Raw genomic sequence first — 14,019 nt, forward strand, 5'->3', positions numbered from 1 at the left:
AGCCGCCCGCGGACCGCGGCCAACTCCTCCGGAGTCATTCACCCATCGCAGCGCCAAGCAACGGCTCAGACAAGACCTAACCAAGCACTACTAGGGCCTGTCCTGCGGATCCCGTACGCCCCCAGCCCGGTCCCTGGAGGCGGCTCCAGGGACACGGGACCCACGCTCGACCGACGCGGTGTCCGGAGCCCGAGCACCTGCCGTCCTGCGCGTGGAGACACCCGAGGAGGTGGCAGAGGAGTGGGCGTGGTGCCCGACACCGGCACGTGGACCCGGAGACCACCGGTCCGAGGGTCCCGTCGGGGGGATCCCCCGCGTGCACGGCCGGTGATCCGGCGGGGGTGTCACGATCGCCGCGGAACACAGCGCCACGAGATGTCCGGGCGGCCCGGAGCCCGCGCCGATCCGACGTCGGGCACTCAGTGCCTGGTCTCGTACCTGGTCAGGAGCACGCCGCCGGGGAACGTCCGGGTCTCCACCAGGGTCAGGTCCACCCAGTCGTCCAGGGCCGTGAAGAAAGGCGTGCCGCCGCCCACCAGGACCGGGTGGGTGACGATCGCGTACTCGTCGATCAGCCCGGCCCGCATGGCCGCCGCGGCGAGGGTGGCGCCGCCGACGTCCAGGGGACCGCCGTCCTCGGTCTTGAGCCGGGTGATCTCGGGAACCGCGTCGCCGGTGACCAGGCGGGCGTTCCCGTCGACCGCGCTGATCGTGGAGGAGAACACCACCTTCGGCGTGTCCCGCCACCGGCGGGCGTACTCGATGTGCGCCGGTGTGGCGCCGGGCTGCTGGTCGGCGGTCGGCCAGTGGGAGCTCATCGTCTCCCACAGTCTGCGCCCGTACAGCGCCAGGCCCGTCGCCCCCACCCGGTCGGACCACCACTGGAACAACTCGTCGCTCGGCACGCTCCAGCCAAGGTCGTCGCCGGGCGCGGCGGTGTAGCCGTCCAGGCTCAGGTTCATGCCGAAGGTCAGTCTCCGCATGGCCAGCCCTCCCGTGAGTCGGTGTTCGGCGTACAGACCAGCGCGGCGCGGAGGAGTCATCGGTCCAGGCCACACCGAGGGCCGGTCAGCCGCCTCACCGCGTGAACAACCTCCCTGGACGCGACACCTAGCTCCCGGCGGCGGCCCAGGACGGGCGGCGCTTGCCCAGGAGCGCGGCGATGCCCTCGCGCGCCTCGGCCGAGGCGAACCGCTCGGCGGAGACCGCGGCCATCCGGCGGAAGTCCTCCTGCAGGTCGTCGCCGGGCAGCTCGCGCAGCAGCCGCTTGGTGACGGCGAGGGCCTCGGGCGCACCGCGGCCGAGGGACTCGACGAGCGCGTCGACGGTGGCGTCGAGCTCGCCGTCGGCCACCGCCCGGTCGAGGAGGCCGGCCTGCTGCGCGCGGACGCCGTCGAAGGTCTCGCCGGTGAGGAACAGCTCACGGGCGGCCCGCGGGTCCATCCGCCGCAGGCAGGGGACGGCGATCACCGCCGGCGCCACCCCGATGCGCACCTCGCTGAAGCCGAACGACGCCCCGGCCGGGCCGACCGCGAGGTCGCAGGCGGCGATCAGCCCCAGGCCGCCGGCCCGGGCGGCGCCGTTGACCCGGGCCACCACGGGCTTGGGGCCCTCGAGGAGCAGCGTGAGGACCTCCGGCAGCCCGACGGCGCCGGGGGCGGCACCGGCGCGTTGCTCCTTGAGGTCGGCTCCGGAGCAGAAGACCGGACCGGCGCCGGTGAGCACGACCGCGCGGACGCCGTCGTCGGCCATCGCACCGGTGAGCGCCGCGTGCAGCTGCTCGACCAGCGCCCGGGACAGCGCGTTGCGGTTGGCCGGCGAGTCCAGCGTGAGCACCGCGGCCGGCCCGCGCCGGCCGACGGTGACCAGCGAGACGTCAGCTCCGGAACTCATCGCGCAGCTCGTGCTTCTGGATCTTGCCGGTGGCGGTCTTGGGCAGGCCGGTGCGGACCTCGATCCTCTTGGGCACCTGGAAGCCGGCCAGGTGCGCCCGGCAGTGGGCCAGCAGCCGCTCGGCCAGCGCCGCCGGGTCGGCACCCGGGTCGGCGGCCACGACGACGCCGGTGACCGCCTCGCCCCAGCGGTCGTCGGGGACGCCGATCACCGCGGCCTCGACGATCTCCGGCGAGGCGAGCAGCACGCGCTCCACCTCGACGGAGGAGACGTTCTCGCCGCCGGTCTTGACCATGTCCTTGACCCGGTCGGTGAACCAGACGACGCCCTCGTCGTCGAGGTGGCCGACGTCGCCGCTGTGGAACCAGCCGTGCGCGAACGCGGCGGTGTTGGCGGCCGCGTCGTTCCAGTAGCCGCTCATCACGTGCGGGCCCCGGTAGACGATCTCGCCGGTCTCGCCGGGTGGCAGGAGGGTGCCGCCCGGGTCCATGACCTGCGTGTCGACGGTGACCGTGGACGGGCCCCAGGACGCTGCCTTGGTCTCCTGGTGCGAGGGCCACTGGAACACCGTCGCCGGCACGCACTCGGTCTGGCCGGAGCCCAGCAGCACCTGGGCGTTGGGGAACGCGGCGGCGATCGCGGTGATCCGCTCCTGCGGCATGGGCGCCATGGCGTAGATGCACAGCCGCACCGAGGACAGGTCCCGCGTGGCGATGCCGGGCGAGGCCAGCAGCGCGGCGTACATCATCGGCAGCAGCATCAGGTGCGTCGCCGCGCGGCGTTCGACCACCTCGAGGAAGCCCTCGGGCTCGAATCCGCGGGGCAGCACCGCGGTGCCGCCGGTGAGCAGGACCGGCAGCAGCAGGGTGTCCAGCGCGGTGGTGTGGAACAGCGGCAGCACGATCGGCAGCACGGAGTGCTCGTCGCCGCGCCGGTGACCGACCTGCAGCGCGTTGCTGAGGACGCCGACGTGCACGGCGAGGTGGCTGGTCAGCACCCCCTTGGGTCGGGCGGTGGTGCCCGAGGTGTAGAGGCAGTGCAGGGTGTCGCGGTCCTCGACGAGCACCCGGACCGGCGTGGGGTCGGCGGCGACGTCGTCCCAGCGGACGGTGTCCCGGCCGGCGACCTGCGCGGGGACGTCGTCGCCGGTGACGACGACCCGGGTGATCGCGGGCAGCCCCGGCAGGACGGCCTCGAGCAGCGGCAGGAACACCGGGTCGGCGACGACGATCCGCGTGCCGGAGTCGCCGAGGATCCACGCGACGTCCTCGGGCGCGAGCATCAGGTTGACCGGCAGCGCGACCAGCCCGGCCTTGGCGCACCCGAAGAAGCTCGCGGCGAAGCGCCAGGAGTTGCCGAGCAGGAACGCCACCGGCTCCTGGTGCCGCACCCCGGCGTCGAGCAGGCCACGGCCGAAGGCCTCGGCCGCGGCGTCGAGCCGGGCGTAGCTGACCTCCTCCTCGCCGTCGACGATCGCGGTGCGGCCGGCGAACAGCTGGGTGGAGCGGGTCAGCATGTCGCCGACGGAGAACCGGGTGGCGAGGTTGAGCTCCAGGGGGTCGATCCCGGACAGGTCAGGACGCATCGCGGTTCCCTCCGCTCTCGGTGTTGCCCGTGACGGTGTTGCCCGTGACGACCGCGAGGACCGCGCCCGTCTCCACCTGCAGGCCGACCGCGGCGCGCAGGGAGGTCACGACCCCGTCGGCCGGGGCCACCACGGGGTGCTCCATCTTCATGGCCTCGAGGACCAGCACCAGCTGGCCGGCGCGGACCTCCTCGCCCTCGGCCACGGCCACCCGCGTGACGGCGCCGGGCATGGTCGCGGTGAGCGACCCGGGCGCGACGGCGGCGGTGGGCTCGGGGAAGCGCGGCCGCTCGACCAGCGTGGTGGCGCCGTCGGGGCCGTCGACGTGGCAGCGGTCGCCGTCGACGTGCACCTCGTACGTGCCGCGCAGCCCGTCGGCCTCGACGTCGAGCCGGACGCGCCCGGGGCCGCCGATCTCCGTGCCGAGCACGGTGAGCGGCACCGGCTCGCCGTCGACGTCCGCGGTCAGCCCGGAGCGGTCGAGGCGGTAGTGCACCGTGCCGGCGTCGAAGGCGGTGGTCTGCGGCGCGGTGGGGTTGTTGCGCCAGCCCGAGGGCAGGCCGGCCAGGACCGGCGCGGCCGCCCGCCGCAGCGCCGCCCCGGCCAGCGCGGCGACGACGGCGTGCCGGCGGCGGCCGGCGTCGTCGACCAGCGGCGCGGCGAGGACGTCGAGGCCGTGCCGGTCCAGGAAGGCCGTGTCGGTCTCGCCGGCGAGGAACGCCTCGCTGCGCAGCACGCGCACCAGCAGGTCGCGGTTGGTGGGGAGGCCGTTCAGCCGGGCGCGGGCGAGCGCACCGGCCAGCCCGAGCGCCGCGGACGCGCGGTCCGGCGCCCAGGCGATCACCTTGGCGAGCATCGGGTCGTAGTGGACGCCGACCTCCCCGCCGGCGGTGACGCCGCTGTCGACGCGGATGCCGGGGCCGGACGTCGGCCGGAACTCCGTGTCGGCCGGGATCGCGAAGTCGGCGAGCCGGCCCGACTGCGGCAGCCAGCCGCGGGCCGGGTCCTCGGCGTAGAGGCGCACCTCGATCGCGGCGCCGGAGAGGGTGGGCGAGACCGCCGCGGCGGGCAGCGGGCGGCCGGCGGCGACGTCGAACTGCAGCCGGACGAGGTCCAGACCGGTGACCGCCTCGGTGACCGGGTGCTCGACCTGCAGCCGGGTGTTCATCTCGAGGAACCAGAAGTCGCCGGACCCCTCCAGCAGGAACTCGACGGTGCCGGCGCCGACGTAGCCGATGGCGCGCGCCGCGGCCACCGCCGCGGCGTGCAGCCGCTCGCGCAGTTCCGGCCCGACGGCGGGGGAGGGCGCCTCCTCGACCACCTTCTGGTGCCGGCGCTGGATGGAGCACTCCCGCTCGAACAGCGCCACGGTGGTGCCGGACCGGTCGCCGAACACCTGCACCTCGACGTGCCGGGGGCGCTCGACCAGCCGCTCGAGGAAGACGGTGCCGTTCCCGAACGCCGACGCCGCCTCGCGGGCCGCACCCTCGACGGCCTCGGCCAGCTCCGCGGGGTCGCGGACGGTCCGCATGCCGCGCCCGCCGCCCCCGAAGGACGCCTTCACCAGCAGCGGGTAGCCGACCTCGGTCGCGGCCTTCTCGAGCGTGTCGCCGGACAGGCCGGTCGCGTCCACGCTCGGCAGCACGGGCACCCCCGCCGCGCTCATGAGCTCCTTGGCGGCGAGCTTGCTGCCCATCGCCTCGACGGCCTCCGGGCCGGGTCCGACGAAGACCAGCCCGGCGTCCTCGACGGCGCGGGCGAAGGCGGCGTTCTCCGACAGGAAGCCGTAGCCGGGGTGCACGCAGTCGGCTCCCGCCCTCAGCGCGGCGGCCACCACGAGGTCGGCGCGCAGGTAGGTCTCGGCCGGGGCGCTGCCGGGCAGCCGGACCGCGACGTCGGCGTCGGCCACGAACGGGGCGCCGGCGTCGGCGTCGGCGTACACCGCGACCGTGCGCAGGCCCATCGCGCGGGCGGTGACGAACACCCGGCGGGCGATCTCGCCGCGGTTGGCCACCAGGACGCTGCTCAGCGGGCGGGTGCTCACAGCCGGAACACCCCCCATCCGTCGTGCAGCCCTCGCACCGGGGCGTTGTGGACCGCCGACAGGGCGAGGCCGAGCACGGTGCGGGTGTCGCGGGGGTCGATGATCCCGTCGTCGTAGAGGCGCCCGGAGAGGAACAGCGCCAGCGACTCGGCCTCGATCTGCTGCTCGACCGCGGCGCGCATGGCCGCCGCGGCCTCCTCGTCGTAGTCGCGGCCGCGGGCCCGCGCGCTGGCCCGGCCGACGATGTCGAGGACGCCGGCCAGTTGCGCGGGCCCCATGACCGCGCTCTTGGCGTTGGGCCAGGTGAACAGGAACCGGGGCTCGTAGGCGCGGCCGCACATGCCGTAGTTGCCGGCGCCGTAGGAGGCCCCGATGTTCACGGTGAGGTGCGGGACGGTGCTGTTGGACACCGCGTTGATCATCTGCGAGCCGGCCTTGATGATCCCGTCCTGCTCGTACTCGGTGCCCACCATGTAGCCGGTGGTGTTCTGCAGGAACAGCAGCGGGGTGTCGGTCTGGTTGGCCAGTTGGATGAACTGCGCGGCCTTCTCGGCGTCCTGCCGGAACAGCACGCCGCGGGCGTTGGCCAGCACCCCGACCGGGTAGCCGTGGATGCTCGCCCAGCCGGTGACCAGCGAGGTCCCGTAGAGCGGCTTGTGCTCGTCGAAGCGGCTGCCGTCGACCACCCGGGCGAGCACGTCGCGCGGGTCCAGCGGCTGGCGCAGGTCGGCCGGGGCGAGGTCGAGCAGCTCCTCGGGGTCGTGCAGCGGCGGGTCGGCCGGCCGGGAGGGGCCCGGTCCCTGCTTGCGCCAGTTGAGGTTCCGCACGATCCGGCGGCCGAGCCGGATGGCGTCCACCTCGTCGACGGCGAGGTGGTCGGCGCTGCCGGACACCCGCGCGTGCATCGACGCCCCGCCGAGGGACTCCTCGTCGGCGTCCTCACCGGTCGCCATCTTGACCAGCGGCGGGCCGGCGAGGAACACCTTGCTCCGGTCCTCGATCATCACGACGTGGTCGCTCATCCCGGGCACGTAGGCGCCGCCGGCGGTGCTGTTGCCGAAGACGAGCGCGATCGTCGGGATGCCGGCCGCCGACAGCCGGGTGAGGTCGCGGAAGCCGCGGCCGCCGGGGATGAAGATCTCCGACTGGGTGGGCAGGTCGGCGCCGCCGGACTCCACCAGGCTGATGAACGGCAGCCGGTTGACCCGCGCGACGTCGTGCGCCCGGGCGGACCTGCGCAGCGTGTAGGGGTTCGACGTGCCGCCCCGGACGGTGGGGTCGTTGGCCGAGACCACCACCTCCACGCCCTCGACGACGCCGATGCCGGTGACCGTGCCGGCCCCGACCGGGAAGTCGGTGCCCCAGGCCGCGTACGGGGAGAGCTCGAGGAACGGGCTGTCGCGGTCCAGCAGCAGCTCGATGCGCTCCCGCACGGTGAGCTTGCCGCGCTCGCGGTGCCGGGCCAGCGCCTTGTCCCCGCCGCCGGCGTTGGCCAGGCGGAGCTGCTCCTCCAGCTCGGCCAGCCGCTCGAGCAGGGCCGCGCGGTTGCCCGCGGCGCGTTCGTCCACGGCCGTCATGCGTCGTCTCCCTCCGGGGGCAGCAGGCGGACCGGGACGTCGACTCCGCGGGAGCGCAGCCACTCGCCCACGGCCTTGGCCTGGGGGTCGAACCGGGTGCCCGCGGCGACGCCCTCGCCGAGCAGCCCGGGCAGCTGGAACAGCAGCGCCCGCAGCCCGGGCAGCAGCTCGCGGGTGACCGGGAGCGCGGCGGCCTCGGGGAGCAGCGCGCGCAGCCGGTCGGGGGTGAGGAAGGCGGCCAGCCAGGCGAAGCCGTCGTCGGTGCGGGCGTAGACGCCGAGGGTGGCCGCGCCGCCCTTGTCGCCGCTGCGCGCGCCGGCGACCCGGCCGAGTGGCACCCGCCGGGTCGGCCCGCCGTCGGTCTCCGCCGGTGGCCCGGCCGGTTCGGTGTCGTTCCCGGTCACGGCAGGGAGAGCGGGGGAGGGGAGGGTCTCCGTGGTGCCGTCGGGGAGGCCGACCACCTGCGGCACGTCCCGCGCCGGCACCCAGGCAGCCGAGTAGACGCCGTAGGCCGACGGGCTCGGAGGGGCCGAGGTGGCGTGGAACCCCGGGATGCTGGCCAGGCCCAGCTCGATGACCGGCACGGTGAACTCCTTGCCGACCCGGCGCCGGTCGCGGTCCTTGACCGTGACGTGCAACAGGGCGGCGGCCTCCTCCTGCACGTCGGCGTCGGGGGAGTCGGTGCGGGCCAGGGTGACGGTGACCTCCTCCACGCCCGCCAGGGCCGGGGCCAGCTGACGGCGCAGGAGGGCGGCCTTCCGCTCGACGTCGAGCCCGGTCAGCGGCAGCGTCATCGTGTTGCGGAAGCCGCCGAGCCGGTTGACCGCCACCTTGAGTTCCGCGCCGGGCGGCAGGCCCCGCGCGCCGGAGACCTCCACCCGGTCGGGGCCGGCCGGGCGCAGCCGCAGGGTGTCGAAGCGCGTGACGACGTCCGGCCCGCCGTAGCGGCTGCCGGTGAGCTCGTAGAGCAGCTGCTCGGTGACCGTCTCCACCGTCACGGCGCCGCCGGTGCCGGGGTGCTTGGTGATGACCGCCGTGCCGTCCGCGGCGATCTCGGCGAGCGGGAAGCCGGCGGAGTCGAGCGCGGCGGGGTCGGCGTCGAGCAGTTCGGTGAAGAAGCTGAAGTTGCCGCCGGTGGCCTGCGCGCCGCACTCGAGCACGTGCCCGGCCACGGTGGCGCCGGCCAGCGCGTCGAGGTCGCCGGCGACCCAGCCGTGGTGCCAGGCGGCGGGCCCGACGACGAGGCTGGCGTCGGTCACCCGGCCGGTGACGACGACGTCGGCGCCGGCCTCCAGCGCCCGCACGATGCCCCGGCAGCCGAGGTAGGCGTTGGCGGTGATCGCGTCGTCGACGTCGTGGTCGCCGGGCGGGCGGTCGCCGCCGCGGAGCCGGCCGCGCAGCTCGCCGAGGCGGGGCAGCAGGTCGTCGCCGCTGACCGTCGCCACCCGCACCGGGAGCCCCAGCCGCTCCCCGAGCGCGGTGACGGCGTCGGCGAGGCCCCGCGGGTCGAGCCCGCCGGCGTTGCTCACGATCCGGACGCCGCGCTCCAGCGCCGTGCCGAGGCACTCCTCCAGCTGGGACAGGAAGGTGCGCGCCCAGCCGGCCGAGGGGTCCTCCTGCCGCTGCCGGCCGAGGATGAGCATGGTCAGCTCGGCCAGGTAGTCGCCGGTGAGGACGTCGACCTCGCCGCCGTCGAGCATCTCCCGCATCGCGCTGTGCCGGTCGCCGTAGAACCCGGAGATGTTGGCGACCCGCAGCGGGGCGCTCACGGGCGCGTGCCGAGCGGTGGCCGGCCCTCGCCCGGGGGACCGGCGAAGGCCTGCGCGATGACCGCCCACTCCTCGGCGGCCGGTCCGGTGACCTCGAGGTCCAGGTCGTCGCGGTGCCGGCGCTGGGTGACCAGCAGGCAGAAGTCCAGCGCGGGGCCGCGGACGACGTCGCCGGCGTCCTCCGGCCCCCACGTCCACGACTCGCCGCCGGGGCCGGTCAGCTCCACCCGCACCGGGCGCTCGGGCAGGGGCAGGCCGCGGACGGCGTAGGAGAAGGGCCGCGCGCGGACGCCGATCTCCGCGACCGAGCGCAGGCGCGCCGTGGCGGGCCGGTCCTGCCCCAGCGCGTCGACGACGTCCTGCCCGTGCGCCCACGTCTCCATCAGCCGGGCGGTGACGAACGACGCCGGGCTCATCGGCGGCCCGAACCACGGCACCCGCGTTCCGGGGGCGACCCCGCGCAGGGCGGCGGCGAGGGCCTCCCGGCCGGCGCGCCAGTCGGCGAGGACCTCGGCGGGCGGCGTGGCCCGGCCCTCGCGGGTCAGCCGCTCCACGTACTCCCCGGCGCCGTCGCCCAGGCCCTGCACGTGCGCGGCGAACCCCGCGGGGTCGGTGACGGCGAGCAGCGCGTCGCGGTCGAAGGACCGGAGGTGGTCGACGGTGTCGCGGACGTCCCAGCCGGCCGCGGGGGTGGGGGTGCGCCAGCCGTCGTCGTCGAGGGGTGCGACGCGGGCGTCGAGGTCGGCGGACTCGGCCGCCAGGTCGTCGACGAGGGCGTCGAGCAGGGCGGGCGCCGGCCGGGTCATGCCTCGAACCCGTCCATCCGGGCGAGCACCTGGAGCATCACCTCGTCGGCTCCGCCGCCGATCGAGGCCAGCCGGCTGTCCCGGAAGAACCGGGAGGTCCAGGTCTCCTCCATGTAGCCCATGCCGCCGTGGAACTGCAGACAGGTGTCGGCCACCTCGCGCAGCAGCCGGCCGGCGGTCAGCTTGGCCACCGTGGCCGCGCGGGTGGTGTCCTCGCCGTCCACGTAGGACTGGGCGCAGACGTGGTTGTGCGACTGCAGCAGGTCGACCTGCGCCGACAGCTCGGCCAGCCGGAACGCGACGTACTGGTTGGCCGCCAGCGGCCGGCCGAACGCCTGCCGCTGCCCCAGGTACTCGCGGGTGCGCTCCAGCGCGGCGCGGCAGCTGCCCACGGCGCCGTAGGCGGCGAACATCCGCTCGACGACGAACTGCGACATCTGCTGCTGGAAGCCGCGGCCGACCGTGCCGATGGTGTTCGACGCAGGCACCCGCACGTCCTCGAAGTACAGCTCGGCGGTGTCGGAGGAGCGGTTGCCGAGCTTGTCGAGCTTCCGGGAGACGGCGAAACCGGGGGTGTCCGTCGGCACGATGATCTGGCTCATGCCACGGTGGCCACCCTCGTCGGAGGTGCGGGCCAGCAGGCACAGCCAGTCGGCCTGCGTGCCGTTGGTGATGTAGAGCTTGCTGCCGTTGATCACCCAGTCGTCGCCGTCGCGCACCGCCCGCGTGCGCAGCCCCGCGACGTCGGAGCCGGCGCCGGGCTCGGTCACCGCGATGGAGCAGACGGCGGTGCCCCGGATGGCCGGCTCGAGGTAGCGGCGCTTGAGGTCGTCGCTGCCGAAGTCGTGCAGCGACGGCGTGGCCATCATCGTCTGGACGCCGATGGCCATCGGGACGCCGGCGCAGCCCGAGCGGTGCAGCTCCTCGCAGAGGACGACGCTGAAGAGGTGGTCGGCGCCCTGGCCGCCGTACGCGGGGTCGTACTCGAGGCCGAGCAGCCCGAGGTCGCCGAGCTTCGGGAACAACTCGTGCGCGGGGAAGGTGCCGGCCCGCTCCCACTCGTCGACGTGCGGGGCGATCTCCCGCTCGACGACGTCGCGCACCATCGTCCGGAAGGCGTGGTGCTCGGCGGTGAAGTGCATGCGGACTCCTGGCGGGGTGGCGCGCGGCGAGCCCGGGACCGGACTTGACGACGGCGTCAGGTCTAGCAGGCCGGTGTGACCTGCACAACGATCGGGCTCCGAGCGGTGCGGCCCCGGGAGCCCTGGGAGCCGGTGTGGCGGCGCGCGGGAGCCTGGCTAGGTTGTGACCCACGGCACACCTCGCCGCCTCGGTGCGGGCGCTGCCGTGCACCGGTCCACTCTCGAGGGGGAAGTCCATGACGGAAGTGAGAAGCCTGCGCCACGTGCTGCGAGCGGTGCTCGTGGCCGCCCTGTCGGCGGTCCTGTTCGTGGGGCTCGTCGGCACGGCGAGCGCCGCACCGCGCCCCGGGTCCCCGGGGTCGTCCGACTGCGCCGGCCGGGGCGTCCCGGTCAGCAAGATCTCGATCCAGCTCTGGACCTTCGCCGAGTACATCGGCTTCGGTACCGACGCGGCCACCCAGACCCGGCTCGAGGAGGTCCTCCGCCGCCTGGCAGAGATGGGCTACCGCAACGTCGAGCCGTTCACGCTCAGCGGCCTGAGCGCGGAGGAGTTCCGCGCCCTGCTCGACGAGTACGGCCTCAAGGCCCCGGCCCGGCACGTGGACGTCGGGACGCCGGCGGAGCCGTCGGACATCGGGCGGATCCTCGAGGAGAACCGGGTCCTCGGCGTCAAGTACTTCGGCTCGGGGGCGACTCCCAACGACCCCGAAGACCCGTACACCGAGGCCGAGTGGATCGCCTACGCCCAGTACCTGGACCAGGTGGGCGAGCAGGCGCGGAAGGCCGGCCAGACGCTGATGGTCCACAACCACGACTGGGAGTTCGAGGCCGTCTTCGGTGACCGGACCGCCTACGACATCCTGATGGCGTACACGGAACGGAAGAACGTCGTCTTCCAGCTCGACCTGTACTGGGCGACCTTCGCCGGCGCCGACCCGGTCGAGCTCATCGAGCGGTACGGCGACCGCATCAAGCTGTTGCACGTCAAGGACATGCGGGCGTCGGACCGGCGGATCGAGATCGTCGGCCGGGGCACCATCGACTTCCCGGCCATCTTCGCGGCGGCCGGCGGCGGCATCCGGTACTACGTCGTGGAGCACGACCCGCGCTTCGGCGACCCGACGTTCAACCCGTTCGTGGCCGCGGAGGTGGGCTTCGCCTACCTCGCCTGCGTGAGGTACTGACGCATCACAGCACCATTCCGCGCTCCACGGAGGGGCGGTCCCGGCTCCCGGGGCCGCCCCTCCCGCGTGGGGGCACCCGTCCGCCACCCGGCCGACCTGCCCGCCCCCGGACCCGGGTGTCACGATGCGGCCATGACGGGGACGGGCGGCACGGCGTTCGTCCTGGGCGGCGGGGGTGTGCTCGGCGCGGCCGAGGTCGGGATGCTGCAGGCGCTGGCCGAAGCGGACATCCGCCCCGACCTGGTCGTCGGCACGTCGGTCGGCGCGATCAACGGCGCGCTGGTCGCCGCCGACCCGACGCCGGGTGCGATCGGCCGGCTGCGCGGCGTGTGGGAGGAGCTCGCCTCCCGGCGGGTGTTCGCCGGGTCGGTGCTCGGCCGGGTCGGCACCCTGGCGCGGACCCGCACCCACCTGCACCCGCGCGAGCCGCTGCGGGAGCTGCTCGAGGCCGCCCTGCCGGTGCGCACCTTCGCCGAGCTGCACGTGCCCTTCCAGTGCGTGGCGGCCAGCATCGAGCGCGCCGCCGAGCACTGGTTCACCGACGGCCCGCTGGTCGACGCGGTGCTCGCCTCGTGCGCCGTCCCCGGGTTGCTGCCGCCGGTGGAGGTCGACGGCGAGCACTACCTGGACGGGGGCCTGGTGCACAGCATCCCGGTGGGTCGCGCGGTCGCCCTCGGCGCCGCGACCGTCTACGTGCTGCACGTCGGGCGGATCGACCGCCCGCTGCGCGCGCCGACCCGGCCGTGGGAGGTGGCCACGGTGGCCTTCGAGATCGCCCGGCGGCACCGGTTCGCCGCCGACCTGGCCGCGCTCCCGGAGGGGGTCACGGTGCACGTGCTGCCCGCAGGCGACCCGGCTCCGCCCGGCGCGGCCAACCTGCGCTACCGGGACTTCTCCGGGGTGTCCGCGCGCATCGACCGGGCACACGCCGCCGCCCGCGAGCACCTGGACCGGATCGCCGCGTCCCGGGACGGAGGTGCCTGAGGTGCTGCCGTCCCGCCGCGTCCGCCGGGTCGCCGGCCCGCTCCTCGTCGGCGCCCTGGTGCTCGCCGTCGTCCTGCTCCCCGTGCTGGTCGTGGTCGCGCTGGTCGCCTCCCTCTTCCTGCCCGGGCGGCTGCGCGCGCTGCGGCTGCTCGGCTTCGCGCTGGTCTACCTGGCGCTCGAGGTGGCCGGGCTCGCGGCGGCGGCGGTGCTCTGGGTGGCCAGCGGCCTCGGCCGCCGACTGGGGTCCCCGGCGTTCCGGGCGGCGCACTACACCGTGCTGCGCCTGCTGCTCGACGTCCTCATGCGGGCGGCGCAGCGGCTGTTCGCGCTGCGGCTGGTCACCGACGGGGAGTCCTGGTCACCCCTGGACGACGGCGTGCCCGGCTCGACCAACGCCATGGTGGTGCTGTCCCGGCACGCCGGGCCCGGCGACTCGTTCCTGCTCGTGAACACGCTGATGAACCGCGACCACCTGCGCCAGCCGCGGATCGTGCTCAAGGACCTGCTGCAGGTGGACCCGCTGATCGACGTCTACCTCAACCGGCTGCCCAGCACCTTCGTCTCCTCCGGCCCGGGCAGCGGGCAGCGCGCCGAGGAGGCGATCGCCGACCTGGCCCGCGACCTCGGCGAGGAGGACGCGCTGCTGATCTTCCCGGAGGGCGCGAACTCGACCCCGCAGCGCCGCGCCCGGGCCATCCAGCGGCTGCGCGAGCGGGGACTGGCGGCGGCGGTGCGGCAGGCCGAGGCGATGCGGCACCTGCTGCCGCCGCGCCCGGGCGGCGTCGCCGCTGCGCTGCGCGCAGCGCCCCACGCCGACGTCGTCCTCGTCGCGCACACCGGGCTTGAGCACCTGAGCACGGTCCGCGACGTCTGGCGGCACCTGCCGACGCACAAGACCCTGCACCTGCGCTGGTGGTTCGTCCCGGCCGCGGAGGTGCCGCGGGAGGAGGCGGAGCTGACCGACTGGCTCTACCGCTGGTGGGCGACGATCGACGACTGGATCACGACCACGTCGGCGCAGCAGGCGGGCTGACG

At 75.0% G+C, this 14,019-nt stretch carries 11 protein-coding genes; 3 read left to right on the forward strand and 8 right to left on the reverse strand.

Annotation, left to right across the window (positions count from 1 at the left end; genetic code table 11):
- Window positions 1-419 precede the first annotated feature (419 nt).
- The 8 genes from BM414_RS17995 to BM414_RS18030 form a co-directional block, all read right to left on the reverse strand.
- Window positions 420-983, reverse strand: a complete 564-nt coding sequence (locus BM414_RS17995) for a dihydrofolate reductase family protein (protein WP_093581533.1) — start codon at window positions 981-983, stop codon at window positions 420-422.
- Window positions 984-1,110: 127 nt separating this feature from the next.
- A complete protein-coding gene (locus BM414_RS18000; RefSeq protein ID WP_093581535.1) occupies window positions 1,111-1,893 on the reverse strand; it encodes an enoyl-CoA hydratase-related protein in 783 nt (260 codons plus the stop codon).
- Window positions 1,877-3,478, reverse strand: coding sequence for a class I adenylate-forming enzyme family protein (locus tag BM414_RS18005; RefSeq protein WP_093581537.1), 1,602 nt, complete (start codon window positions 3,476-3,478; stop codon window positions 1,877-1,879). Before BM414_RS18005 ends, BM414_RS18000 begins: the two co-directional genes overlap by 17 nt.
- Window positions 3,468-5,522, reverse strand: a complete 2,055-nt coding sequence (locus BM414_RS18010; RefSeq protein WP_245784810.1) for an ATP-binding protein — start codon at window positions 5,520-5,522, stop codon at window positions 3,468-3,470. The genes BM414_RS18005 and BM414_RS18010 overlap by 11 nt, the downstream gene beginning before the upstream one ends.
- The gene (locus tag BM414_RS18015; RefSeq protein WP_093581541.1) at window positions 5,519-7,099 is read right to left on the reverse strand and encodes an acyl-CoA carboxylase subunit beta; all 1,581 of its coding nucleotides are present in this window, start codon (window positions 7,097-7,099) and stop codon (window positions 5,519-5,521) included. The genes BM414_RS18010 and BM414_RS18015 overlap by 4 nt, the downstream gene beginning before the upstream one ends.
- A complete protein-coding gene (locus BM414_RS18020) occupies window positions 7,096-8,868 on the reverse strand; it encodes an acyclic terpene utilization AtuA family protein (RefSeq protein WP_093581543.1) in 1,773 nt (590 codons plus the stop codon). The genes BM414_RS18015 and BM414_RS18020 overlap by 4 nt, the downstream gene beginning before the upstream one ends.
- Window positions 8,865-9,674 carry a TIGR03084 family metal-binding protein gene (locus BM414_RS18025; RefSeq protein ID WP_093581545.1) on the reverse strand — a complete coding sequence of 270 codons (810 nt, stop codon included), beginning with the start codon at window positions 9,672-9,674 and terminating at the stop codon, window positions 8,865-8,867. The genes BM414_RS18020 and BM414_RS18025 overlap by 4 nt, the downstream gene beginning before the upstream one ends.
- Window positions 9,671-10,816 (reverse strand): acyl-CoA dehydrogenase family protein, encoded by a 1,146-nt coding sequence (locus tag BM414_RS18030; protein ID WP_093581547.1) that lies wholly within the window; start codon window positions 10,814-10,816, stop codon window positions 9,671-9,673. The genes BM414_RS18025 and BM414_RS18030 overlap by 4 nt, the downstream gene beginning before the upstream one ends.
- Window positions 10,817-11,052: 236 nt before the next feature.
- On the opposite strand from BM414_RS18030, the gene BM414_RS18035 reads away from it, so the two are divergent.
- From BM414_RS18035 to BM414_RS18045, 3 genes are all read left to right on the forward strand, one after another.
- A complete protein-coding gene (locus BM414_RS18035; RefSeq protein ID WP_093581549.1) occupies window positions 11,053-12,000 on the forward strand; it encodes a sugar phosphate isomerase/epimerase family protein in 948 nt (315 codons plus the stop codon).
- Between the two features lie 132 nt (window positions 12,001-12,132).
- Entirely contained in the window at window positions 12,133-12,984 is an 852-nt protein-coding gene (locus BM414_RS18040) for a patatin-like phospholipase family protein (RefSeq protein ID WP_093581551.1), read from the forward strand.
- Window position 12,985: 1 nt separating this feature from the next.
- Window positions 12,986-14,017 carry a lysophospholipid acyltransferase family protein gene (locus tag BM414_RS18045; RefSeq protein WP_093581553.1) on the forward strand — a complete coding sequence of 344 codons (1,032 nt, stop codon included), beginning with the start codon at window positions 12,986-12,988 and terminating at the stop codon, window positions 14,015-14,017.
- Window positions 14,018-14,019 lie beyond the last annotated feature (2 nt).

It is taken from the genome of Geodermatophilus amargosae (assembly GCF_900116515.1).
Classification (GTDB): Bacteria; Actinomycetota; Actinomycetes; order Mycobacteriales; family Geodermatophilaceae; genus Geodermatophilus; species Geodermatophilus amargosae.